Annotated in this window: 20 protein-coding genes; 8 read left to right on the top strand and 12 right to left on the bottom strand. The window is 71.7% G+C overall.

Annotated elements, in window-relative coordinates:
• Window positions 1–41: 41 nt before the first annotated feature.
• Both hutU and ACIBQ6_RS42850 read right to left on the bottom strand, forming a co-directional pair.
• The gene (hutU, locus tag ACIBQ6_RS42855; protein ID WP_397218655.1) at window positions 42–1,691 is read right to left on the bottom strand and encodes a urocanate hydratase; all 1,650 of its coding nucleotides are present in this window, start codon (window positions 1,689–1,691) and stop codon (window positions 42–44) included.
• A gap of 192 nt (window positions 1,692–1,883) precedes the next feature.
• Window positions 1,884–3,590, bottom strand: a complete 1,707-nt coding sequence (locus tag ACIBQ6_RS42850; RefSeq protein WP_397218654.1) for an ABC transporter ATP-binding protein — start codon at window positions 3,588–3,590, stop codon at window positions 1,884–1,886.
• Window positions 3,591–3,815: 225 nt separating this feature from the next.
• Between ACIBQ6_RS42850 and ACIBQ6_RS42845 the strand changes: the two genes are divergently transcribed.
• Together ACIBQ6_RS42845 and ACIBQ6_RS42840 are read left to right on the top strand one after the other, a co-directional pair.
• A complete protein-coding gene (locus ACIBQ6_RS42845; protein WP_397218653.1) occupies window positions 3,816–4,391 on the top strand; it encodes a PadR family transcriptional regulator in 576 nt (191 codons plus the stop codon).
• Window positions 4,388–5,197, top strand: coding sequence for an SGNH/GDSL hydrolase family protein (locus tag ACIBQ6_RS42840; protein WP_397218652.1), 810 nt, complete (start codon window positions 4,388–4,390; stop codon window positions 5,195–5,197). The genes ACIBQ6_RS42845 and ACIBQ6_RS42840 overlap by 4 nt, the downstream gene beginning before the upstream one ends.
• Here ACIBQ6_RS42840 and ACIBQ6_RS42835 read toward each other — a convergent pair.
• From ACIBQ6_RS42835 to ACIBQ6_RS42795, 9 genes are all read right to left on the bottom strand, one after another.
• Window positions 5,164–5,856: a hypothetical protein gene (locus tag ACIBQ6_RS42835; protein ID WP_358283608.1), complete on the bottom strand. Its 693-nt coding sequence runs from the start codon at window positions 5,854–5,856 to the stop codon at window positions 5,164–5,166. The two genes, ACIBQ6_RS42840 and ACIBQ6_RS42835, sit on opposite strands and share 34 nt — an antisense overlap.
• Window positions 5,857–5,891: 35 nt before the next feature.
• Window positions 5,892–6,650 carry a hypothetical protein gene (locus ACIBQ6_RS42830; protein WP_387667845.1) on the bottom strand — a complete coding sequence of 253 codons (759 nt, stop codon included), beginning with the start codon at window positions 6,648–6,650 and terminating at the stop codon, window positions 5,892–5,894.
• Window positions 6,651–6,708: 58 nt separating this feature from the next.
• Window positions 6,709–7,479, bottom strand: a complete 771-nt coding sequence (locus ACIBQ6_RS42825; RefSeq protein WP_397218651.1) for a hypothetical protein — start codon at window positions 7,477–7,479, stop codon at window positions 6,709–6,711.
• Between the two features lie 4 nt (window positions 7,480–7,483).
• Window positions 7,484–9,565, bottom strand: a complete 2,082-nt coding sequence (locus ACIBQ6_RS42820) for a right-handed parallel beta-helix repeat-containing protein (protein ID WP_397218650.1) — start codon at window positions 9,563–9,565, stop codon at window positions 7,484–7,486.
• A gap of 82 nt (window positions 9,566–9,647) precedes the next feature.
• Window positions 9,648–10,649 carry a hydroxyacid dehydrogenase gene (locus ACIBQ6_RS42815; RefSeq protein ID WP_397218648.1) on the bottom strand — a complete coding sequence of 334 codons (1,002 nt, stop codon included), beginning with the start codon at window positions 10,647–10,649 and terminating at the stop codon, window positions 9,648–9,650.
• The gene (locus ACIBQ6_RS42810) at window positions 10,646–11,470 is read right to left on the bottom strand and encodes a carbohydrate ABC transporter permease (RefSeq protein ID WP_352324996.1); all 825 of its coding nucleotides are present in this window, start codon (window positions 11,468–11,470) and stop codon (window positions 10,646–10,648) included. The genes ACIBQ6_RS42815 and ACIBQ6_RS42810 overlap by 4 nt, the downstream gene beginning before the upstream one ends.
• Before the next feature lie 5 nt (window positions 11,471–11,475).
• Window positions 11,476–12,372, bottom strand: coding sequence for a sugar ABC transporter permease (locus ACIBQ6_RS42805; RefSeq protein WP_358283596.1), 897 nt, complete (start codon window positions 12,370–12,372; stop codon window positions 11,476–11,478).
• 54 nt (window positions 12,373–12,426) lie between these two features.
• The gene (locus ACIBQ6_RS42800; protein WP_352350182.1) at window positions 12,427–13,734 is read right to left on the bottom strand and encodes an extracellular solute-binding protein; all 1,308 of its coding nucleotides are present in this window, start codon (window positions 13,732–13,734) and stop codon (window positions 12,427–12,429) included.
• A gap of 107 nt (window positions 13,735–13,841) precedes the next feature.
• On the bottom strand, window positions 13,842–14,879 hold the full coding sequence (locus ACIBQ6_RS42795; protein WP_358283593.1) for a substrate-binding domain-containing protein: 1,038 nt from the start codon (window positions 14,877–14,879) through the stop codon (window positions 13,842–13,844).
• 124 nt (window positions 14,880–15,003) lie between these two features.
• On the opposite strand from ACIBQ6_RS42795, the gene ACIBQ6_RS42790 reads away from it, so the two are divergent.
• Window positions 15,004–16,776, top strand: a complete 1,773-nt coding sequence (locus tag ACIBQ6_RS42790; protein ID WP_397218646.1) for a DUF2264 domain-containing protein — start codon at window positions 15,004–15,006, stop codon at window positions 16,774–16,776.
• 16 nt (window positions 16,777–16,792) lie between these two features.
• On the opposite strand, the gene ACIBQ6_RS42785 is transcribed toward ACIBQ6_RS42790, so the two are convergent.
• The gene (locus tag ACIBQ6_RS42785; RefSeq protein WP_358283588.1) at window positions 16,793–17,497 is read right to left on the bottom strand and encodes an FCD domain-containing protein; all 705 of its coding nucleotides are present in this window, start codon (window positions 17,495–17,497) and stop codon (window positions 16,793–16,795) included.
• A 124-nt stretch (window positions 17,498–17,621) separates the two neighbouring features.
• Here ACIBQ6_RS42785 and ACIBQ6_RS42780 point away from each other — a divergent pair, with 124 nt between their 5' ends.
• From ACIBQ6_RS42780 to ACIBQ6_RS42760, 5 genes are all read left to right on the top strand, one after another.
• Entirely contained in the window at window positions 17,622–18,992 is a 1,371-nt protein-coding gene (locus tag ACIBQ6_RS42780; protein WP_397218644.1) for a glutamine synthetase family protein, read from the top strand.
• A gap of 8 nt (window positions 18,993–19,000) precedes the next feature.
• Entirely contained in the window at window positions 19,001–20,344 is a 1,344-nt protein-coding gene (locus ACIBQ6_RS42775) for an aldehyde dehydrogenase family protein (protein ID WP_397218643.1), read from the top strand.
• A 93-nt stretch (window positions 20,345–20,437) separates the two neighbouring features.
• Window positions 20,438–21,202: a 3-oxoacyl-ACP reductase gene (locus ACIBQ6_RS42770; RefSeq protein WP_397218642.1), complete on the top strand. Its 765-nt coding sequence runs from the start codon at window positions 20,438–20,440 to the stop codon at window positions 21,200–21,202.
• Window positions 21,199–21,888, top strand: a complete 690-nt coding sequence (locus ACIBQ6_RS42765; protein WP_358283577.1) for a gamma-glutamyl-gamma-aminobutyrate hydrolase family protein — start codon at window positions 21,199–21,201, stop codon at window positions 21,886–21,888. Before ACIBQ6_RS42770 ends, ACIBQ6_RS42765 begins: the two co-directional genes overlap by 4 nt.
• A gap of 222 nt (window positions 21,889–22,110) precedes the next feature.
• Window positions 22,111–24,405 (top strand): M4 family metallopeptidase, encoded by a 2,295-nt coding sequence (locus tag ACIBQ6_RS42760; protein ID WP_397218641.1) that lies wholly within the window; start codon window positions 22,111–22,113, stop codon window positions 24,403–24,405.
• Window positions 24,406–24,436 lie beyond the last annotated feature (31 nt).

The raw sequence follows: 24,436 nt of genomic DNA, 5'->3' as shown, positions 1-24,436 counted from the left end.
TTCTCATCCCCCGCGCCGCGCGGGGGACGGCGACGGCGAGGTCAGGACTCGCGCATGGGGATGCGCACGCCACGGGCCTCGGCCACCTCGGCGGCCTCCTCGTACCCCGCGTCGACGTGGCGCATCACGCCCGTGCCGGGGTCGTTGGTCAGGACGCGGTTGAGCTTCTCCCCGGCCAGCGCGGTGCCGTCGGCGACCGTGACCTGCCCGGCGTGGATGGACCGGCCGATCCCCACGCCGCCGCCGTGGTGGATGGACACCCAGGCCGCGCCGGAGGCGGTGTTGAGCATGGCGTTGAGCAGCGGCCAGTCGGCGATGGCGTCCGAGCCGTCGGCCATGGCCTCGGTCTCCCGGTACGGCGAGGCCACCGATCCGCTGTCCAGGTGGTCGCGGCCGATCACGATCGGCGCCTGGAGCGCGCCGGAGGCCACCATGTCGTTGAACCGCTCGCCCGCGACGTTGCGCTCGCCGTAGCCGAGCCAGCAGATGCGCGCGGGCAGCCCCTGGAAGTGCACCTTCTCGCCGGCCTGCGCGATCCACCTGGCCAGCGGCTCGTTGTCGGGGAACAGCTCCAGGATCGCGCGGTCGGTCGCGGCGATGTCGGCCGGGTCGCCGCTCAGCGCGGCCCACCGGAACGGCCCCTTGCCCTCGCAGAACAGCGGCCTGATGTACGCCGGCACGAACCCGGGGAAGTCGAAGGCCCGCGTGTACCCGGCGAGCTGGGCCTCCCCGCGGATGGAGTTGCCGTAGTCGAACACCTCGGCGCCGGCGTCCTTGAAGCCGACCATGGCCTCGACGTGCCGGGCCATCGACGTGCGCGCCCGCTCGGTGAAGCCGGCCGGGTCCTTGTCGCGTTCGGCGCCCATGTCCTCGAAGGCGACGCCGACCGGCAGGTACATCAGCGGGTCGTGCGCGGAGGTCTGGTCGGTGACGATGTCGATCTCGGCGCCCCCGGCCAGCAGCTCGGGCAGGGCCTCGGCGGCGTTGGCCACGACGCCGATGGACAGCGGGCGGCGCGCGTCGCGGGCCTCGTAGGCCAGCCGCAGCGCCTCCTCCAGGGAGGCCGCCTGCACGTCGAGGTAGCGGTGCTCGATGCGGCGGGTGACCGAGCGGGGGTCGCAGTCGATGCAGATCGCGACGCCGCCGTTCATGGTGACGGCCAGCGGCTGGGCGCCGCCCATGCCGCCGAGGCCGGCCGTGAGGGTGATCGTGCCGGCCAGCGAGCCGCCGAACCGCTTCGCGGCGACCGCGGCGAACGTCTCGTACGTGCCCTGGAGGATGCCCTGGGTGCCGATGTAGATCCACGAACCGGCGGTCATCTGGCCGTACATGGTGAGGCCGGCCGCCTCCAGGCGGCGGAACTCCTCCCAGTTGGCCCAGTCGGGGACCAGGTTGGAGTTGGCGATGAGCACCCGGGGGGCCCATTCGTGGGTGCGGAAGACGCCCACCGGGCGGCCCGACTGGACCAGCAGCGTCTCGTCGCCCTCCAGCGTGGTCAGGGTCCTGACCATGGCGTCGAAGGAGGGCCAGTCGCGGGCGGCCCGGCCGGAGCCGCCGTAGACGACCAGCTGCTCGGGGTGCTCGGCGACCTCGGGGTCCAGGTTGTTCTGGAGCATGCGGAGCGCCGCCTCCTGCGGCCACCCCTTCGCGGTGATCGTGGTGCCTCGCGGTGCGCGCACGCTGCGGCTCATGGTGACCCTCCTGAATGAACACATTCACCTTTGTCACCCGAAGACTACGGTGGACCGCGTCCAGCGGTCCACCGCAGGCAGCAGGCGAAGCCTGCGCCTACGGTCCCCGAAGCGTCCGGCGGTCCACCGTAGGCAGCAGGCGAAGCCCGCGCCTACGGTCCCCGAAGCGTCCAGCGGTCCACTGTTTTTCCTCTAGCTCGTGAGGAACTGGGTGGCGGCGAGTTCGCGGTAGAGGTCGTCGTCCGCGACGAGTTCGGCGTGGGTGCCGACCGCCCGTACGCCGCCCGCCTCCATCACCACGATCCGGTCGGCGTTCGTCACGGTGGACAGCCGGTGGGCGATGACCAGCACGGTCGTCTCGGCCGCCACCTCGGCGATGACCTCGCGCAGCCGCAGCTCGTTGACCGCGTCGAGCTGGGACGTGGCCTCGTCGAGCAGCAGCAGCCTGGGCCTGCGCAGCAGGGCCCTGGCGATGGCGACGCGCTGCCGCTCGCCGCCGGACAGCAGCACGCCGCGGTGGCCAACCGCCGTGTCGAGCCCTTCGGGCAGCCGGGCGACCAGGTCGTCGAGCCGGGTGCGGGTGACGGCGCGGCGCAGCTCGTCCTCGGTGGCGTCCTGGGCGGCGAAGAGCAGGTTCTCGCGCAGCGTGCCGGCCAGGACGGGGGCGTCCTGCTCGACGTAGCCGAGCGCGGCCCGCAGCTCGCCGAGCGGCCAGTCGCGGATGTCCCGGCCGCCGATGGAGATCAGGCCGTCCTGGTGCTCGTAGAAGCGTTCGAGCAGGGCGAACACCGTGGACTTGCCCGCGCCGGACGGCCCGACCAGCGCCGTGAGCCCGCCCGCGGGCACCTCGAAGGTGACGCCGTCGTGCACGGCGGGACGGTCGTCGCCGTACCGGAAGACGACGTCCTGGAACCGCAGGCCCACCGGCGTGCCCGCGACCGGGACGGCGGTGCTGACCGGCTCGCCGGGCAGGTCCTCGATCTCCTTGATGCGCCGCATCGCGGCCAGCCCGTTCTGGAGCTGGACGGCGCCCTGGACGAGCTGCCCGATCGGCGGCACCAGGTAGAACAGGTAGAGCAGGAACGCGATCAGGGACGAGACCTCCAGCACGCCCGACGCCACCCGCGACCCGCCGACGGCCAGCACGCACAGGAAGGCGATCTGCACGGCCATCCAGGTCGCCACGCCGGCCAGCGACGTCCAGCCGGCCACCTGCAGCCCGCGGTCACGGGCGCGCTCGGCCGCCTCCCCGACGACCGCGATCTCCCGCTCCTCCGCGCCGCTGGCCTTGACCGTCCGGTACGCCTGCAGCGCCCGGTCCAGCACGGCCCCCATCTCGCCGACGGCCTCCTGGGCCTGCGTCTGCGCCCGCTGGATGCGCGGCATGATGAGCGCGACCAGGCCGCCGATCACCACCACGACGAGCAGCGTGACCAGCAGCAGCACGCCGTCCATGGTGGCCATCATGACGATCGCGCCGATCAGCATGAAGACCGCGCTGACCGACTCCACGATCCCGTTGGTCAGCACCGCGCGCAGCAGCGTCGTGTCACTCGTCACCCGCGACATCAGGTCGCCGGGCTTGAGCCGGTCGACGTCGGCGACCCTGAGCCGGAGCATCCGGTCGACGAGCCTGCGCCGGGCGCCCAGCACGACGCCCTCGCCGGTGCGTTCCATCAGGTAGGTGCCCCCGGCCGAGACGACGGCTCCGACGAGCACCGCCACGGTCAGTCCTAACAGCGGCGCGGCCAGCGACTGGTCTTCTCCGAAGGCGTCCACGACGTACTTGGCCAGCAGGGGCATCGCCAGCCCCGCCACCGAGCCGATCAACCCGAGCAGACCGCCCGCGATCAGAACTTTCCGATGCGGCCTGAGGTAGGCCAGCAGCTCTTTGAGCACCCCAACTCCTCTCACGACATTTCTCGAAATTGCCCAACGAATGGCGCAACGCGATCCGCACCGCCACGCCAGGGTCAACTTAGATTGACGACCAAAGTATGTCAACTTTCGTTGACGCCTCCTCCTTGAGAAGGAGACGCACGGGCGATCGCCGCCCCCTGGCACCGGGATCGGCGGCGGCCCTATAGTCATGTCCATGAGTAGTCATGCTCTTGAGCGTCGCTGATGGCGTTGCGGCATGCCGTGCTGGCGGCGCTGCTCGACGGCGAGTACAGCGGCTACCAACTCACCAAGATCTTCGACGTGGGCGTCTCCAACTTCTGGTACGCCGCCCCCCAGCAGCTCTACGCCGAGCTCACCAGGCTGGAGGCCGACGGCCTGGTCACCGGCCGGGAGGTGGTCCAGCGCGGCCGTCCGAACAAGCGCCTGTTCTCGGTCACCCCGGCCGGCCTGGACGAGCTGGCCGCCTTCGCCGCGGCCCCGGCCAAGCCGTTGCTGCTCCGCGACGACCTGGCCGTCAAGGTCCACGCGGCCGACCGGCTCGACCCGGCGCCGCTGATCGCCCAGCTCCTCGACCGCGCCGGGGAGGCCGCCGCCAAGCTCGAGTTCTTCGAGCAGACCCTGCTGCGCCTGCGCGGCGACCGCGACGAGGAGTCGTTCCTGCGCGAGGGCGAGCGGGTCGGCCCGTACCTGTCCTGCCTGGCGGGCTGCCGCCTGGAGCGGGAGATGCGCGACTGGTGCCTGAGCACCGCCCGGACGCTCGGCGAGCGCGCCGCCCGGACCTCGGAGGAGAACCCGTGACCTACACCCGTTACGTCGCGCTCGGCGACAGCCAGACCGAGGGCCTCGGCGACGGCGACGACGTCCTCGGCCACCGCGGCTGGGCCGACCGGCTCGCCGAGCACCTGGCCCGCGGCAATCCCGGCCTGCTCTACGCCAACCTCGCGGTGCGCGGCCGGGTGGCCGCCCAGATCCGCGCCGAGCAGCTGCCCGCCGCGCTGGAGCTCCGTCCCGACCTGGCCACGGTGATGGCGGGCATGAACGACGTCATCCGTCCCGGCTTCGACGCCGCCGCCGTCGCGGCCGACCTGGAGCACATGTTCGCGGCGCTGACCGGAGCGGGCGCGCGGGTGGTGACCGTGACCTTCCCCGACATCGGCCGGATCGCGCCGCTGGCCAGGCCGCTGCTGCCGCGCGTGCTCGACCTCAACGCCCGCGTCCGCGAGTCCGCCGCCCGGCACGGCGTGACGCTGGTGGACACCTTCCCCGACACGGCGGTGACCGACGCGCGGTTGTGGAGCCCCGACCGGCTGCACGCCAGCCCGGCCGGGCACGCCAGGTTCGCCGCGTCGGTGGCGTACGCGCTGGAGCTGCCCGGCAGCGACGACAGCTGGAACCTGCCGCTGCCCGTGCTGCCGCCGCCCGGCCGCCTGCGCACGGCGGCGGCCGAGGCCCGCTGGCTGGGCTCGTTCGCCGGGCCGTGGATCGCCCGGCGCCTGCGGGGCCGCTCCTCCGGCGACGGCCGGGTGTGCAAGCGCCCGGCGCTCGCGCCGGTGCTTCTGGGCCTGCCGGATCAGTCGACCTCGGGCAGGTCCGGGTCGTCGTAGTCGGCGTCGCCGTCGTCGGCCCTGCGCAGCTTGATGTCCTCGGCCCACTCCCGGGCGAAGGCGCGGATATCCACGATGTGCCGTTCGTCCAGGCCGTGGGCCTCGAAGCGTTCGTCGCTCATGAGCTCGACGAACTCCAGCCGCATGAGCAGTTCCTGCGGCGAGAAGTCGTCGAGGTGGACGGCGGCGAGGCGTTCGAGGTCGCGGAAGGAGAACACGTGCGCCGCCGAGGCCGCGTCCGCGACGTCGGCCGGCAGCCCCCTCTCGTGCAGGTCGCGCACCCGCAGCCCGATCACGTCCGCCGGGGCCGCCACCGGCAGGCCGTCGCACACGACCGGTGGCTCGCGCAGCGCCTCGCGGGTGAGGACGATCTCGGCGTCGCGCCCGATGGACGGGTCCGTGACGGTCAGGCGGGCCGCCCACGCGGCGCTCTCGGCGACCTGCGCGACCAGCCCGCCGGCGCGCAACGCGGCCACGACGTCGTCGGCGGCGGACGGCAGGGGCCCTTCCGCGGCGGTCACCAGGTCGAGGCCATCGACCAGGCGGTCGGTGAAGCCGTGGGCCCGCAGGGCGTGGCCGCCCGCCAGCAGCAGCCCGTGCCGCTCGCCGGCCGGGGACAGGGCCCGCAGCAGGCGCTCGGGGAACGGCGGTAAGCGCATCAGAGCGCGGCGGGGGGCGCGAGCGGTGTCATGGGTCAAGTATGCCGACGGCCGCGCCGGCTGGAGGGCAGGTCGTGCCGCCCCGACAGGAACTCCTGGAACGCGATCTTGGCCCTGATGACCGGCCGCCGCCAGCGTTCCTCACGGTGGACGGCGGTGGCCAGCTTGCGGGGCGAGCGTCCGCCGCGGAAGAACCAGCGGGCCCACGGCGAGCCGGGACGGGCCAGGCGCACGGCGCCCACCACGAGCAGCAAAGGCAGGAACAGCCCCGCCATCCCGGTCCAGATCTTGCCCTTGAGCAGCGTGATCACCGCCAGCGCGAGGTTGGCCACGATCAGCGCCGCCGGGTTGACCGGCGTGCCGTAGTCCCAGGTCAGGGGGCGCAGGCCGATGAGGAGCAGGCCGGTCACGGCGACGGCGATGAAGACCGCGTCCACCGAGGTGCGCCCCTCCTCCTCCCAGTAGACGTCGTGAAGGTGGAGGATCAGCGCGAACTCGTCCAGCACGAGGGCGGAGCCGACGCCGAACACGCAGGCGGCGACCACCTGCCCGGCCTGCGCGGCGCCGTTGACGATGAGCCCGGTCACGCCGCCGATGAGCATGAGCACGACGCCGAACACGACGTGGTGGATGTGCATCTCGCCCACGTTCACGTTGCGGAACCAGCCGACCTTGGCCCTGATCAGGCGGACGTTGATGCGGGTGGCGATGAACGCCACGATGAGCGTGACGAAGTAACAGAACAGCGGCAGCCGTCCCGTGGTGACGATGTTGCTCTGGAACCAGTTCCCCATGACCTTAGAAGTCGATGGTACGAGCCGGAACAGCCTTGTATGTCCGCTGCGGGAGGGCTCATGAGGCGGCTCTCGCCTGGAGGGCCCGTTCGTAGCCCTCGATGACGAGCTGCCGCCTGATGTTGTCGCGTACCTGGTCGAAAGGGGGCGCGCCGGGGGCCGCGGTGCGGGCGTACCGGTCGCGCAGGCGGCGTTCGGACAGGTCGAGGGTGGCCGCGTGCAGCTTGCCGAGCGCCGAGTCCAGCTCGGCGGCCCGCACCTGCGCGTAGGTGTACTGGTCGTAGGAGGGCACGCCCGGGATCGGGCGGCCGGAGCGCGCGGCCTGCGCGCGGCGGGCGTTCTCGGCGGCCAGCTCGCGCTGGAACCCCTGCTCGCTGACGTCGGTGAGCAGGCCCGCCTCGCGGGCCCAGATCCGCCGCGCCTTGTCCAGCACGGCGGCCCGCACCGCCCGCTCCCTGAGCCGCCGCGCCGGGGTGACGCCGTCGCGGGGACGGTCCCAGAAGCCAGGGCCGAGCCCCTGGGCGGCGAACTCGGAGATCACCTCGGCGCGCACGGTCTCGGCCGCCCTGAGCACCTCGGCCCCGCTCACCGGCTCCCCCTCGAACGTGACGACCGTGTCCCCGGGACGCATCCCGAGCACCTCCGCCACGCCCGCGGACGCCGCCCGCGCCGGAACCCCGCCCCCGGTCTCCTTCCCCGACACCGCGATGCCGACGACGAGCACCCCGGCCAGGGCGAGAGCCGCCCACAGGACCCGCCCGCGCGCCGGGAACCCCGGACGCGGGCCGGACGCCCGGCGCGACCGGCCGGTGGCCGGGGTGCTCGGCACGGCGTCAGCTCGCGATCTTCATGTCGAAGACGTGGAACCCCGCGTTCGCCAGCGGGCTGCCCGCCGGGAAGGTCACCGTGGCGACCGTCCTGGACGCGTCGAGCGGCACCGCGTAGCCGAACACCGACACGCCCGACTCGCGCGTCTGCCCGGTGGCCGGGTTCTTGTAGCTGGTCTGCGTCATGTTGTGGTAGTCGGCGCGGGCCACGAGCACGCCACCGGCGGGCGCGGTCGCGTCCCACTGGTCGCCGAACCTGACGGTCTTGTCCTCGGTCGTCCCGTCGGTGTAGGTGACCTTGAACACGCCCTCGCGCGCCTTCAGGCCGCCGGCTCCGAGCAGGACCAGCCTGGCGCCCTGCCCCGGCAGCGCGACCGTCTGCCCGGCGGCCTTGACGTTGTCGGTCATGCCGTACGGGCGCGGGTGCCAGACGAAGTCGGCGCCGAGCACGTTCACGGTCCGGCCCGGCGTCAGGCCCGCCTTCTCCAGCGCCTGGCCGGAGTAGCTACGGCCGCTGGTGGAGAAGCCGCCGACGTTGGGGTTGAGGTCGGAGCTGACCGCGACGTTGTTGTACGCCTCCTCGACCGAGCCCGCCACGACCGGCGCGGTGGCCGGCCCGTTGTAGGCCCCGCGCGAGACCGTGCCGGCGACCGGGTTGCCGAAGTAGTCGCGGTCGCCGAGACCGTCCACGACCGCGCCGGACGCGAGCGCGGGCGAGCCTTCGAGCAGCTTGTAGCCGTTCACGTCGGCGGCCCCGTCGGCGGTGCCGGGGGCGGCGAGTCCGGGGTCGGCGGTCACCGCGCGGGCGTCGGCCGCCGGCACGGCCACGCCGCCGTGGTAGACGTTGGAGTCGTAGCCGATGCCGGGGGCCGCGGGCAGCGTGCCGGACGGCGCGTAGAAGATGTTGTTGACGATCTTCGAGTTCCCGGTGGGCACGGCCACGTCGAGCTTCTGCGACGGGCAGAAGAACGTGTTGTTGTACAGCCACAGCGGGCTCGTGTTGTCGCCGGAGGCGTTGCCCGCGATGCGGCAGTCGTCCTGGGCGATGTTGAACCGCAGGATGGCGGTGGCCTTGTAGTTGGGGAACTCGGTGCAGCTCTGGCAGCCGAGGTAGAAGCCGCCGGCGTTGTCGTGCGAGTAGTTGTACTGGTAGACGCACGAGCCCTTGATGCCGCCGTCGCAGTCCCAGGCGGTGGAGTCGAAGATGGTGGGCCGCTGCCGGGTCACCTCGTTGAACTGAAATACCGGGTCAACAGAGTTGATCGGCCACATTCCCGCGAAATTTCCGTCTACGTACGGGTATTTACCGGCGCCGCCCTCGTCGAACAGGTTCTGCTCCACCAGCGGCCGGTCCGAGGCGTGCACCACGATGCCGTCGCCGCCGACCGCGCGGATGGTGTTGCGGGCGATGAGCACGTTCCGGTGGTAGTCGGTGCCCTTGCGGCTGATCTTGATGCCGCCGCCGCCCGTGTCGTGCACGTAGTTGCCGGTGATCGTGATGCCGTCGAGGTAGCCGACCTTGCCCTCGGGCAGCGCCTGGATGCTGATGCCCGCCGAGTAGGCGAACCAGGAGCCGTTCGCCCCGGTCTTGTTGCCCCATCCGGCGACGTCGGAGATCTCCAGGTCCCGCAGGACCAGCCCGGCCTTCGGCTCGGGGGTGGTGGAGTTGTACTGCACGCCGGTCCGCTTGGCCGTGGTGGCCGCCGGGTTGGTGATGTGCAGCTTCTCCAGCGTCACGTGGCTGTTGTCCACCAGGTGCACGGCCCACTCGCCGCCGTCGCCCTGGATGATCGGCTTGGGGCCCTCGCCGTAGGAGGTGAAGACGACGGGGTGCGCGGCCGTGCCGGAGCCGACCGGTTCGAGCCGGCCGGCGCAGACGGTCCCCGCCCTGAACTTGATCGTGTCCTTCTCGCGGAAGGTGATGGCGTTGACGGCGTCCAGGCTGTTCAGCGGCCCGGCGGCATTGCGCCCCGAGCCGCCGTCCGGCGCCTGACAGTCGACGAAGATGTTCCGGGCGGCGGCCGCTTCCGCGGGGGTGGCGACCAGTCCGGCCGCCACGACCAGGGCCGCGACTAACTGAAGGCGCATGTTTCCTCTCCGGGGGTGTTTCAGGCGAACTCTGAGCAGTTCAGAGCAGTTCAGAGCGGTTCAGAGCGGTTCAGAGGGGGCTTCAGGCGGACCGGGACAGCGTGCCGGGCTCGACGCCGTGCTCGAAGGGCAGGCCCTGGGCGTGCCGGGCCAGCTCGTCGAGCGCGAGGTCGGCCATCCTGGCCAGCTCGCCGCCCAGCGAGCCGGCGACGTGCGGCGTGACGAGCACGTTCGGCAGGTCGTAGAGGGGCGAGTCGGCGGGCAGGAACTCCGGCTCGGTGTGGTCGAGCACCGCGTACAGCCGTCCGGAGGTCAGCTCGGCGATCAGCGCGTCCTGGTCGACCAGGGCGGCGCGGGCCGTGTTGATCAGCGTGGCGCCGTCGCGCATGGCGGCCAGCCGGCCCGCGTCGATCAGGTGGCGGGTCTCGGGCAGGTCGGGCGCGTGCAGGCTGACCACGTCGGAGCGGGCGACCAGCTCGTCCAGCCCGACCCGGCGCGCGCCCAGGTCCTCCGCCAGGTACGGATCGCTGACCAGCACCTCGAAGTCGAACGGCCGCAGCAGCTCGATCACCCGCCGCCCGATCCTGGAGGCCCCGACGACGCCGACCACCCGCCGGTAGTTGCCGAAGCCGGGGAAGCGGGCGTCCCAGTCGTCGTTGGCCCGCCGCGCCCGGTAGGCGCGGGCGATGTCGATCACCCGCTTGTTCGCGAACAGGATCGCCGCGAGCGTGAACTCGGCCACCGGCTCGGCGTTGGCCGAGGCGGCCGAGGAGACCACGATGCCGCGCTCCCAGCAGGCGTCGGTGACGTGGTGCTTGACCGAGCCGGCCGCGTGCACGATCGCCCGCAGCCGGGGCGCGCGGGCCAGCACCTCGGCCGTCACCGGCGGGCAGCCCCACGAGGTGAGCAGCACCTCGGCCTGCGACAGGTCGGCGCCGTCGAAGGCGGCGACCTCGGCCCGGACGTCGGCCACCCGGGCCAGCCGGGCGCGCACCTCGCCGGTGAGCATGCGCCCGGCGACCTCGGCGGCCATGGCGACGACCGTCACCGGCTTGTTCATGTTCTCCCCCGAGAGCTCGTTCACTTGACGCTGCCCGCCGTCATCCCGGCCTTCCAGAACCGCTGCAGGGACACGAACACCAGCAGCAGGGGCACCACGGACAGCAGCGACCCGGTGATCACGAGGCTGTGGAACTCGGGGAAGGCGTTGCCCTGCTTCTCCCAGCCGTACAGGCCGAGGCTGAGCGGGTAGAGCCGCTGGTCGCTCAGCATGACCAGGGGCAGGAAGAAGTTGTTCCAGATGGCGGTGAACTGGAACAGGAAGATCGTCACGTACGCGGGCAGCAGCATGGGCAGCGCCACGGACACGAACGTGCGCAGCTCGCCGGCCCCGTCGGACCTGGCCGCCTCCAGCACCTCGCCGGGCACGTACCCGGAGGAGAGCACCCGCGCCAGGTAGACGCCGAACGGATGGACCAGCACCGGCACGAACACCGACCAGAACGTGTTCACCACGCCGATCTTGGAGGCCAGCAGGTAGAGCGGCACGGCGGTGGCGGTGGTCGGCACCAGCACGCCGAGCAGCACCAGCCCGAACATCTTCTCCTTGGCGAACCAGGAGTACTTGTCGAAGGCGTAACCGCACATCACGGTGACGAACGAGCTGACCGCCGCGCCGACCCCGGCGTACAGGACGCTGTTGAGGTACCAGCGGAAGAAGACGCCGTCGCCCTCCTGCGCGACCGCCCTGATGTTCTCGAACAGGTTGAAGCCGGCGAAGGAGAAGCCGGGCGTCGAGTACAGGTCGGACAGCGACTTGGTGGAGGCGAACAGCAGCCACGTCAGCGGCAGCAGCGTGTAGAGCGCGGAGATGATCAGCAGCACGTTGACCGTGGCGCGGGACATCCACTTCACCGGCGGTTCCCCCACTTCGTGACGGCGTAGGACAGCACGGCGGCGAGCAGCGCGAGCAGGATGGAGGCCGCGCCGGCCTGGCCGTAGTCGTTGTTGCCGAACGCCTCGTTGTAGGCGTACATGTTGGGCGTCCAGGTGCTGACGACGCCGTCGCTGACGTTGTCGAGCACCATCGGCTCGGTGAACAGCTGCAGCGAGCCGATGATCGTGAACAGCACGGTGGTGACCACGGCGCCGCGGATCAGCGGCACCTTGACCTGGAGGGCGACGCGCAGCGGGCCCGCGCCGTCCATCCTGGCCGCCTCGACGACCTCGGCCGGGATGGCCTGGAGCGCCGCGAAGTAGATGATCATGTTGTAGCCCACCCACTCCCACAGCGCGATGTTGACCACCGAGCCGAGCACGTGGTCGCCGCCGAGGAAGTCGACGTCGCCGAGCAGGTCCACGATGGGGCTGATGCCGGGCAGGTACAGGTAGAGCCAGATCAGCCCGGCGATCACGCCCGGCACGATGTGCGGCATGAACAGCGCGAGCTGGAAGAACTTGCCCAGCCTGGCCAGCCCGGAGTCCAGCAGCAGCGCCAGCGTGAGCGCGCCGCCGATCATCAGCGGGATGTACAGCACGCAGTAGCCGAGGATGACCAGGAAACCGTCGGTGAAGGCGGAGTCCTTCAGCGTGTCCAGGTAGTTGCCGAGCCCGACGAACACGGTCTCCGCGCCGCCGAAGCCGAGCCCCGACGACTTCTCGCTGAACAGGCTGAGGTAGACCGCGTAGGCCAGCGGGGCCACGATCACGGCCGCGAACAGCGCGAAGAACGGCCCGACGAACAGCAGGATCGCCCCCCGCCGCCGCCACCCCTCGCCGCCGCGACCGCTTCCTAGGGGAGAAGTCACAAGCTGCCTTTCAGTGGGTCGCGGCGGAGCCGGCGCTCCGCCGCGCGCGTCGTGCTACTGCTGGGCGACGTTGAGGCCGCGGCTCTTGATCTCGCCGACGGTGGCCGTCTGAGCGGCGTCCAGCACGCCGGGGATGGTGGTGCCGCCGCTGGAGACCTTGCCGAGGGCGTCCTTGAAGGTGGTCAGCGTCTGGACCATGCTCGGACCCCACGTCCAGCCGGGCTGGACCGTCTTGTACGACTCCGCGAACAGCGCGTAGATGTCCTGGCCGCCGTAGAAGGAGGCGTCGAAGCTCTTGGCCGCGACCGGCACGAGGTCGGCGATGGCCGGGAAGCCGCTGGAGGTGCCCGAGGACAGGCGGGCGGTCCACGCCTCCTCCGAGCCGGTCAGCCACTTGACGACCTCGACGGCGGCCTTGGCGTTCTTCGACCCCTTGCTCACGCCGAACGTGGTGCCGCCGAGCATGCCGCTGGCCGGGGTGCCCCAGTTCGGGATCGGCGCGATGGCCCACTTGCCGGCCTGGCCGGCGTGGTTGCCCTTCATGACGCCCGCGCCCCAGTTGGCGCCGACGTAGCCCCAGAGGGTGTCGTCCTCGAAGGCGGCGTTCCACTCCTGGCTGAAGGACGGCTGGACCTTCAGCAGGTCGTCCTTGACCAGGCCCTGCCAGTACTCGGCGACCTTCTTGCTGGGCTCGTCGTTGATCGTCACCTTCCAGGCGTCGCCCTCGGTGCCGAACCACTTGCCGCCCGCCTGCCACGACAGCGCGGCCAGCACGCTCGGGTCGTCGGGGAAGAAGGTGGCGATGCGCGACTTGCCGTCGGCCTTCTTGACCTTCTCGGCGGCGGCGCGGAAGTCGTCCCAGGTCTTGGGGACCTCGATCTTGTTCTTCTCGAACAGGTCCTTGCGGTAGAAGAACACCTGCGGCGCGGCGTCCATGGGCAGCGCCCACGCCTTGCCGCCCAGCTCGACCAGGCCGAAGACCTCGGCCGGGTACTTGGACTTGACGTCGGCCACGTCGGCCGAGATGTCCTGGAGGGCGCCCTGGTTCACGAAGTCGGGCAGCTGCGGGTACTCCACGGACATGACGTCGGGGGCGTTGCCGGCCTTGACGGCGTTGGAGAACTTGGCGTAGCCGCCCGCGTTGCCCGAGGGGATCTCCTCGTACTTGATCTGGACGTCCTTGTGTGACTTGTTGAAGGCGTCCACGACCTGCTGGGTGCCCTTGGCCCAGCCCCAGAAGGTGACCTCGGCGGGCTTGCCCGCCTCGCCCGCGGGCTGCGCCGGCTCCGTGCTGCCGCACGCGGCGGCGAGCAGGCTCATACCGGCCAGCAGTCCGGCAATGCCGGCGCTCTTGCGTCCCATCGATGGCTCCTCATCGCTTTCGATCGATAAGGCATCATTCGCTCATACTCGATCGGTTGTCTAGAGAGAGGCCACAAATCGATCAATAACGAAATGGATGCGTAACGTCACGGACGTGGCGCGACCGTGGATTCCCGGACCCTCAGCTCGGGCAGCAGCGCCACGTGCTGGGCAGGGCGCCGCGGGCCCTCCTGGATCCGGCTCACCAGCAGGTCGACGGCACAGCGGCCGACCGCGGCCTTGGGGGGCGCGACGGCCGTGAGCGGGGGGTCGCTGAGCGCCGCCACCTCGTCATCGTAGGCGACCAGCGACACCTCTTCGGGAATGCGCACCCCGGCCGTCCGCAGGTGCTGGACCAGCAGCAACGTGTCCTCGTCGTTGTGCACGAGCATGGCGGTGACCCCGCCCCTGATCGCCGCGACCACGTCGGCCACCTGCTCGCGCGAGGGCCCCTCCTGCGCGACGTCGAGGTGGACGGGCTCGGCCAGCCCCAGGTCGCGGACGGCGGCGAGGAACCCGTGCCGCACCCGGGGGGCCGTCGGGCTGTCCCGCGAGACCATCGCCAGGCGCCGGTGCCCGAGCTCGGCCAGGTGCCGCGTGCCGAGGAAGGCCCCGTGGGCGTGGTGGGAGGCCGCCGCGTCCAGCAGCGAGGCGGGCCCGCCCAGCTCGGCCCGCCGTTCGACGAGCACCGCCGGCACGCCCAGCTCGGCCAGCCAGTCCTCGTGCGAGGCGTCCGGCTGCCTGCTCGGGGTGAGCAGCAGGCCCTCGATGCCGCCGTCCACGAGCTGCCTGACCTGGGTGCGGTCCTCTTCGTCGTCGTAGCGCGAGACGCCGAGAACGAGCCGCGCGCCCAGCCGTTCGGCCTGCTCGCGGGCGCCCCTGATGACCGCGGGGTAGTAGTAGGTGGCCGAGGGCACCAGCATGCCGAGGGTCAGGGAGCGCTCCCTGGCCGGGGCTGGCACGGACTCGGGCCGGGTGATGCCGCCGTGCACGCGGTTGACCAGGCCCTGGCCGGCCAGGTGCTCGACGTCCCTGCGCAGGGTGACCATCGAGACGTTGAGCCGGTCGACCAGCTCGGCCAGGCGTACGGAACCGCGCTCGCGCACCTCGCGCAGGATCAGCTCATGACGTTGTTCGGCGAACACCGCGACTCCTTCTGACTCGACCCTACGATCCTAGCGGGAAGTGCTTTCGTTTTTGAACGGATGCTTTCGTTCGATCAGGATGCTAAGGTCCCGGCCGAGACCGGACGTCCCTTTGGAGTGCCGCATGTTCCCGCTTCCGCCGGAGGATCGAACGCTCAGCCCGTACACCGGCTGGACCCGCGCCCATTGGGAGGCGGTGGCCGACGGGCTGCTGGCCGCGGTGGAACCGTACCGCTCCGCGGACGGCGCCGTGATCACGTTGCCGGGACGCGAGAGCTGGTCGCGCTGCGACGGCCTGGAGGGGTACGCGCGCACCTTCCTGCTGGCCGCCTTCCGCGTGGCCGGCGGCGGCCCCGAGGAGCTGCTGGCCCCGTACGCGCGCGGCCTGGAGTCCGGCCCCGGCGTCTGGCAGCCGATCGAGGACCGCACCCAGCCCATGGTCGAGGCGGCCTCGATCGCCCTGTCGCTCTGGCTGACCCGCGAGCGCCTGTGGGACCGCCTGTCCCCCGCCACCCGTGAACGCGTCGCCGCCTACCTGGCCGGGGCCCTGCGCCACGAGCCGGTGGACAACAACTGGTGGCTGTTCCCCGCCATGGTGGGCGGCTTCCTGTCGGCCGCCGGCCTGCACGCCGAGGAGGCCGGCGCGGCGGTGGAGCGCGGCCTGGCCCGCATCGAGCCCTGGTACGCCGGCGACGGCTGGTACGCCGACGGCGACAACCGCTCCTTCGACCACTACAACGGCTGGGCCATGCACCTCTACCCGGCCCTGCTGGCCCACCTGGCGGGCCAGGGCTCCCCCGGCCCCCGCCTGCGCCGCTTCCTGGAGAGCTACGCCCTCACCTTCGACCAGGACGGCCGCATGCTCTACCACGGCCGCTCCCTCACCTACCGCTTCGCCGCGGCGACCTCACTCTTCGCCGGCGCCCTGCTGGAGGCCACCCCGCTCTCCCCCGGCCAGACCCGCCGCATCGCCTCCGGCGTCCTGCGCCGCTTCCTCGACGAGGGCGCGCTCTCCCCCGAGGGGCTGCTCACGCTGGGCTGGCACGGCCCCCACGAGCCCTCGCTGCAGTCCTACTCCGGCTCGGCGTCGCCGTACTGGGCGTCGAAGGCGTTCCTCGGGCTGCTGCTGCCGGCCGGCCATCCGGTGTGGACCGCGCCCGAGGAGCCCGGACCCACCGGCCTGGCCGCGCTGCCCGGCCCAGGACTGGTCGTCCAGCACACCGGCGACGTCGCCCGGCTGCTCAACCACGGCAGCCAGCACCACCCCGGCGACCCCCTGTACGACCGCTACGCCTACTCCACCCGCACCGCGCCGACGACGGGCGTCCCCGACAACCACTTCGGCGTGGTCGGCCCGGACGGCACGGTCGCCGGGCGCGGCACGATCACCCCTCGGGGGACGGGCTCGGCGGGCGACCTGGCGTGGGCCGCGTCGGCGGGCGCCGGTGTGGAGAGCCTGAGCGTGATCAGGGGGGCCGTCGAGGTGCGCGTCCATCGGGTCGCGCCCGGCTCGGCGGTCCGGCAGAGCGGCTGGGCGCTCGTCGCAGCCGCCCACCAGGCCGGCGGGCCCGGCGTCCGGGTCGGGGTCCGGGACGGCGACGGGCTGGTCTCCGAGCTGGTCGCGATGCGCGGCTACAGCCGGGCCCACGTCGCCGACGAGCCGGAGGGCAGCGCCTTCGGAGCTCCGGCGGCCGTGCCGGTGCTGGAGGGGGTGGCGGCGGACGGCTGGGCGGTCAGCGCGGCCGTCCTGGACGGCGACCAGGCCGGGACGCCGTCGGCGGCCGACATCACGCTGACGGTGCCGTCGGCGGCGGTGACGGCTGACGAGATCACGCTGACCTGGCCCGACGGCACCCGCAGCACCTTCCAGGTCCGCACCCCGGACACCGCCGCCTGACAGCCCCGGCCCACGCTCAGGCCAGGAAGGCGCGCAGGAGGGCTGCCGTGCCCTCCAGGTGCTCGGCCATCGCCCGGCGCGCCGCGTCCGGGTCGCCGGCCAGGATGGCGTCCACGATGGCCCGGTGCTGGGCGGCCGCGTGCTCGATGTTCACCTGGAGCATCGGGATCGCGTTCAGCAGGTCGCTCACCCGGGAGCGGGCGTCGGCGCACGTCGCCGCGAGCAGCGTCGAGCCGGTCAGCTCGGCGATCGACAGGTGGAAGGCCGTGTCCAGGCGCCGGTAGTCCTCCAGGGGCGCCGCGTCCAGCTCGGCCAGCCGGCGCAGCAGCACCTCCCGCTGGGCGGGGGTGAGCTCGGCCGCGGCCAGCACCTGCGCCGCCCCGCACTCGACCGCCAGCCGGAACGTCAGCGCGTCCGACAGCTCGGCCATGCCCATGTCGGCCACCGCCTGCCGCAGGTCGCCCGCGTCGGGCCGCGGGGGGACATAGGTGACGAACGCGCCGCCGTACCGGCCGCGCCGCACGTCGAGGTAGCCCGCGTCCTGAAGGGCGCGGATGGCCTCGCGCAGGGTGACCCTGCTGATGCCCAGCCGCACGGCGAGCTCGCGCTCGGGCGGCAGCTTGTCGCCGTACGCCACCACGCCCAGTTTGATCGCCTGGAGCAGCCGTTCCACGGTCTCCTCGAAGGCGTTTCCCGCCTTCACCGGGCGCAGCACTGTCATCAAACGCGCCGAATCGTCCAAGGTGTCCTCAGGTCTTGACAAGCGATCCCGGCATGCACATCAATGGTCTGAGACTAGCCCAATCAACGGGAAAGCGCTTCAGAGCAGATCGGAGCGACCTAGGGTGAGCGAACCAGCGGGCAACGGATTCCTGTCCGTCGAGGAACTGCGGGGCGAGGTCGCCTCCGGCCGGATCGACACGGTGCTGCTCGCCGTCGCCGACATGCAGGGCAGGTTGCAGGGCAAACGGCTCTCCGCCCGCTACTTCCTGGACGAGGTGCTGCACCACGGCTCCGAGGGCTGCAACTACCTGCTCGCGGTCGACGTGGACATGAACACCGTCGCCGGCTACGACATGTCCTCCTGGGACCGGGGCTACGGCGACTTCGCGATGAAGCCCGACCTGTCCACCCTGCGCCGGGTCCCCTGGCAGGACGGCACCGCCCTGGTCATGGCCGACCTGGCCTGGGAGGAGGGCGGCGAGGTCACCGCCTCGCCGCGGCAGATCCTGCGCCGCCAGCTCGCCCGCCTGACCGAGCGGGGCCTGGCCGCGTACGTGGGCACCGAGCTGGAGTTCGTCGTCTACGACGACAGTTACGAGGACGCCTGGCGGCGCGCCTACCGCGACCTGACCCCCGCCAACCTCTACAACGTCGACTACTCCCTCCTCGGCACCGCCCGCGTCGAGCCGCTGCTCCGGCGCATCAGGCGCGACATGGAGGGCGCCGGCATGTACGTCGAGTCGGCCAAGGGCGAGTGCAACCTCGGCCAGCACGAGATCGCCTTCCGCTACGACGAGGCCCTGCGCACCTGCGACAACCACTCGATCTACAAGAACGGCGCCAAGGAGATCGCCGCCCAGGAGGGCCGCTCGATCACCTTCATGGCCAAGCCGAACCAGCGCGAGGGCAACTCCTGCCACATCCACATCTCGCTGCGCGGCCTCGACGGCGGCCTGGCGATGGCGGGCGAGGGGCCGTACGGGCTCTCACAGCTCGGCGCGCGGTTCATCGCCGGGCAGCTCGCCCGCATGCGCGAGCTCACTTTGCTGTACGCGCCCAACGTCAACTCCTACAAGCGTTACGTGCCCGGCAGTTTCGCGCCCACCGCCGTCAAGTGGGGCGTGGACAACCGCACCTGCTCCCTGCGGCTGGTGGGCCACGGGCCGTCGCTGCGGGTGGAGAACCGGGTGCCGGGCGGGGACGTCAACCCCTACCTGGCGGTGTCGGCGCTGATCGCGGCCGGGCTGGACGGCATCGACCGGGAGCTGCCGCTGGAGGACGCCTTCGGGGGCAACGCCTACGACTCCGGCGCCGAGACCGTGCCCCACACGCTGCGGGACGCGCTCGCCCTGTTCGAGGGGTCGAAGCTGGCCAGGGAGGCGTTCGGCGACGACGTGGTCGAGCACTACGCGAACAACGCGCGCGTGGAGCTGGCCGCCTTCGACGCGGCGGTGACGGACTGGGAGCTGTTCCGTGGTTTCGAGCGAATGTGACGGTAGGCATGAGGATCGTTAATCCGGCGACGGAAGAGGTCGTCGCCGAGGTCGAGATGGCCGACGCGGCCGAGGTCGACCGGGCGGTGGAGCGGGCCGCGAAGGCGTACCGGAGCTGGCGGGAGTTGGCGCCGGGCGACCGGGCGCGGCTGCTGCGCCGCTTCGCCGACCTGGTGGACGCCCACGGCGAGGAACTGGCCCGGCTGGAGCTGGACAACGCCGGGCACCCGATCGGCAACGCGCGCTGGGCGGCCGGGGCCGTCCGCGACGTGCTGCACTTCTACGCCGCCGCCCCCGAGCGCAACCACGGCAAGCAGATCCCGGTGCCCGGCGGCGTGGACATCACGTTCCAGGAACCGCTGGGCGTGGTGGGCGTCATCGTGCCGTGGAACTTCCCGATGCTGATCATGTCGTGGGGCGTCGCCCCGGCGCTGGCGGCGGGCAACACGGTGATCGTCAAACCGGCGGAATGGACTCCGCTCACGGCGCTGCGGCTGGCCGAGCTGGCCCTGGCGGCGGGCCTCCCCGAGGGGGTGCTCCAGGTGCTGCCTGGGGCAGGGGAGGTCGCGGGGGCCCGGCTGGTCGAGCATCCCGGCGTGGCCAAGATCGTGTTCACCGGCTCGACGGAGGTGGGCAAGGAGATCGCCGCCAAGGCGGCGGCGCAGGTCAAGCGGGTGACGCTGGAGCTGGGCGGCAAGTCGGCGAACATCGTCTTCGCCGACTCCGATCTCGACAAGGCGGCGCGGACCGCTCCCTACGCGGTCTTCGACAACTCCGGCCAGGACTGCTGCGCCCGCTCGCGCATCCTCGTCCAGGCCGAGGTGTACGACGAGTTCCTGGAACGCCTGTCGGCGGCGGTGCGCGGCGTCAAGGTCGGCGACCCGCTCGACGAGTCCACCGAGATGGGCCCGCTGATCAGCGCCGAGCACCTGGAACGCGTCCGCGGCTTCGTCGAGGGCACGCCCTACCTCCAGGGCGACTGCCCCCAGGGCAAGGGCTTCTGGTTCCCGCCGACGGTGCTCACCTCCAAGGTCACCGATCGCGCCTTCACCGAGGAGATCTTCGGCCCGGTCGTGTCGGTGGTGCCGTTCACCGACGAGGCCGAGGCCGTGCGCATCGCCAACGACACCCCGTACGGGCTGAGCGGCTCCATCTGGACGCGCGACGTCGGGCGGGCGCTGCGGGTGGCCCGCGCGGTGGAGTCGGGCGCCCTGTCGGTGAACTCGCACTCCTCGGTGCGCTACTGGACCCCGTTCGGCGGCTTCAAGCAGTCCGGCCTCGGCCGGGAGCTCGGCCCCGACGCCTTGACGGCCTTCACCGAGACCAAGAACGTCTTCATTTCATGGGAGTGAACCTGACGCAGTGAGCGGAGTGAAGGGCTGAGGAACGAAGCCCTTCGCGAAGCGAATGAGGAAGGTGAACGACCAATCGGACAGGGAGTGACAGTGCAGCGATTGCAGGACCGGGTGGCCGTGATCACCGGCGCGGGCAGCGGCATCGGGCTGGCCACGGCGCGCAGGTTCGCGCAGGAGGGCGCGAAGGTCGTCTGCGTCGACATCGACGAGGAGGCCGGGGCCAAGGCCGCGGGCGAGGTCGGCGGCCTCTTCGTCAAGGCCGACGTGACCAGCGAGGACGACGTCGCCCGGATGTTCGCCACGGCCCACGAGACCTACGGCAGCGTGGACGTCGCCTTCAACAACGCCGGCATCTCGCCGCCCGACGACGACTCGATCCTGGAGACCGGCCTGGACGCCTGGCGCCGCGTCCAGGAGGTGAACCTGACCAGCGTGTACCTGTGCTGCAAGCACGCCATCCCGTACATGCGGCGGCAGGGCAAGGGTTCGATCATCAACACCGCGTCGTTCGTGGCGGTGATGGGGTCGGCCACGTCGCAGATCTCGTACACGGCCTCCAAGGGCGGCGTGCTGGCGATGTCGCGCGAGCTGGGCGTGCAGTTCGCCCGCGAGGGCATCCGGGTCAACGCGCTGTGCCCGGGGCCGGTGAACACGCCGCTGCTGCAGGAGCTGTTCGCCAAGGACCCCGAGCGGGCCCAGCGGCGCCTGGTGCACATTCCGGTGGGCCGCTTCGCCGAGGCGTCGGAGATCGCCGCCGCCGTGGCGTTCCTGGCCAGCGACGACGCCTCCTTCATCACGGGGGCCGAGTTCCTGGTGGACGGCGGCATCTCCGGCGCGTACGTGACGCCGCTGTGACCCGTCCGGTCATCGGCGTCACGACGTACGTCGAGCCCGCCCGGTTCACCGTGTGGGACCTGCCCGTCGCGCTGCTGCCGTACATGTACGTCGAGAAGATCGTCCAGGCCGGCGGGCAGCCCGTGCTGCTGCCGCCGGCCGGCGATCCCGCCCAGGTCGTGGGCCGGCTCGACGGTCTCGTCCTGGCCGGCGGCGGCGACGTCGACCCGGCCAGGTACGGCCGGGCGGCGCACGAGCGCACCGGCTACGTCCGGGAGTTCCGGGACGAGGCCGAGTTCGCCCTCCTGGCGGCGGCCCTGGAGGCCGGGCTGCCGTTCCTGGGCATCTGCCGCGGCCTGCAGGTGCTCAACGTGCTGCTCGGCGGCACCCTGCACCAGCACCTGCCCGACGTGACCGGGCACACCGGCCACTCCCCCGCGCCCGGCGAGTTCGGCCACCTGCCGGTCACGCCCGTCCCCGGCAGCCGCCTGGCGAAGGTGCTCGGCACGGACCCGGTGGCGGTCCCGCACTACCATCACCAGGCCATCGACCGGCTCGGCCGGGGCCTCACGGTCACCGCCACGGCCGGCGACGGGACGATCGAGGCGGTGGAGCTCGACTCCGGCGGGTTCGCGGTGGCGGTCCAGTGGCACCCGGAGGCGGGCGACGGACTGACGCTCTTCGAGGCGTTCACGGCGGCCTGCTGAGACCGTTACTGGAAAGCTTCTTTACCTTTTCTGCGCCCTAAAAACCCGCGAAATCCCAGCTCAAGGGGCCATACCACCGCGTTATAGGAAACTTGTTGGGTACCGGGTCGCGCCATCCCGGTGTCACCCTGTGTTCATCCCCAGCCGGCCGGGGCTCTTCCACTCCACACCCCCCTGAGGAGCCAGAGAGTGAACCCCAAACTCAGGTTGGGGGCTGCCGCAATGCTCGCGCTAGCCCTGACCACCAGCTCGCTGGTGGGCGCCACGAGCGCCACAGCCCAAGCGTCGCAGGCGGCCGATCCTCCCAGCCCCGACGAGCGCAGGAACGCGATCGCCACCGCACACAACGCGATCCTGGCCGACTCGGCGGCATTGCTGGCATCCGAGCAGGACACGTTCACGCTGACGTCGACCGTCGAAGGCGTCCGCGGCCTGCAGTACCTGACCTACGCCCGTAAGCACGCGGGCCTGCCCGTCTACGGCGGCGAAGTGGTCGTCGCCACGGACGCCTCCGGCGCGGTGGTCGACACGGTCGCCACCGGGCAGCGCACGAAGATCGGGATCGGCACGAAGGCGAAGGTCACCGCGGCCCAGGCCGCCGTGACGGCCAGGGCCAAGGTGGCCAGGGTCGAGACCGTCGCCACGCCCGTGCTGTCCGTGCACGCCACCACGACGACCCCGCGGCTGGCCTGGGAGGTGCTCGTCACCGGCGCCACCGCCGCCGGTCACGAGACCAAGCTCCACGTCTACGTGGACGCCCTGACCGGCAAGGTCATCGACGACTGGGACGAGGTGCGCGACGGCACCGGCAACAGCTACTACGTCGGCACCGTCACCATCGACACCAGCCCCTCGTACACGATGCGCGACCCCCGCAGGAGCGGCGTGGCGTGCGGCGGCCAGAACGGCTCGCCGTACACGAAGACCACCGACACCTGGGGCAACGGCTCGGGCACGAACCTGGAGACCGCCTGCGTCGACGCGCTCTACGCCGCGCAGCGGGAATGGGACATGCTGAGCGCCTGGCTCGGCCGCAACGGCATCAACGGCCAGGGCGGCGGCTACCCGGCCCGCGTCGGCCTGGCCGACGTCAACGCCTACTGGAACGGCCAGTACGGCTCCTTCGGCCACAACTCCGCCAACTCCCAGCAGCTCACGTCGATGGACGTGGTCGGCCACGAGTTCGGCCACGGCATCTTCCAGTTCACCAGCGGCGGCTCGGGCAGCGGCAACGAGACCGGCGGCATGAACGAGTCCACCGGCGACATCTTCGGCGCGCTCACCGAGGCGTACGCCAACAACCCGAACGACCCGCCGGACTACCTGGTCGGCGAGGAGGTCAACCTCTCCGGGGCCGGGCCGATCCGCAACATGTACAACCCGTCGGCCCTCAGCCACCCGAACTGCTACAGCGCCTCCATCCCCAACACCGAGGTGCACGCGGCGGCCGGCCCGCAGAACCACTGGTTCTACCTGGTGGCCGAGGGCACCAACCCCTCGGGCAAGCCCGCCAGCACCCGCTGCGACAACGGCGCCGCGATCACCGGCATCGGCATCCGCAAGGCCGGTGAGGTGTTCATGTCCGCGCTGAACATGAAGACCCAGCCGTGGACGCACGCCAAGGCCAGGGTCGCCACCCTCCAGGCCGCCAAGACCCTGTACCCGGGCAGCTGCACCGAGTTCAACGTGGTCAAGAACGCCTGGGACGGCGTCAGCGTACGGGCCCAGTCCGGCGAGCCGACCTGCACCCAGGGCAGCAACGACTTCTCGGTCAACCTGAACCCCGCCTCCGGCAGCGTGACTCCCGGCCAGAGCACCACGACCACGGTGAGCACCACCGTGACCGGCGGCTCGGCGCAGTCGATCACCCTGCGGACCGGCACCCTGCCGGCCGGCGTGACCGCCTCGTTCAGCCCGGCCACCATCACCGCGGGGCAGAGCTCGACGCTGACGATCAACACCTCGGCGAGCAGCCCGCAGGGCAGCCACTCGATCGCCATCACAGCCGACGGCGCCGACGTGGACCGCCAGGCCACCTACAACCTGCAGATCGGGCAGAGCTCGCCGAACGACTACTCCTTCGGCGTGACGCCGTCGTCGGCCTCGGTGCAGGCCGGTCAGTCGGCCACCGCCACGGTCAGCACGCAGGTCACCGCCGGTCAGGCGCAGAGCATCGCCCTGGCGGCGAGCAACGTGCCCGCGGGCGTGACGGTCAGCTTCAGCCCGTCCACGATCACCGCCGGGCAGTCGTCCACGGTGACGTTCGCGACCACGAGCGGCGTGACGCCCAGCACGTACACGATCAGCCTGAACGCCGACGGCGCGAGCGCCGACCACTCGGCCTCCTTCAGCCTGACGGTGGGCGGCGGCCAGGGCACCACGTGGCAGACGTACACGGCCTACACGGCCGGACAGACCGTCACCTACCAGGGCACCAGCTACCGCTGCCTCCAGGCGCACACCAGCCTGCCGGGCTGGGAGCCGCCCAACACCCCTGCCCTCTGGCAGCCGGTCTAAGTCGCACGACCTGGGCGGCCACGCCGGGGTG

Origin of the sequence: Nonomuraea sp. NPDC049655, from assembly GCF_044465465.1 — a bacterium.
Lineage (GTDB): Bacteria > Actinomycetota > Actinomycetes > Streptosporangiales > Streptosporangiaceae > Nonomuraea.
Note: the sequence above shows the minus strand (reverse complement) of the source record. Positions and strands in the feature narration are given on the sequence as shown.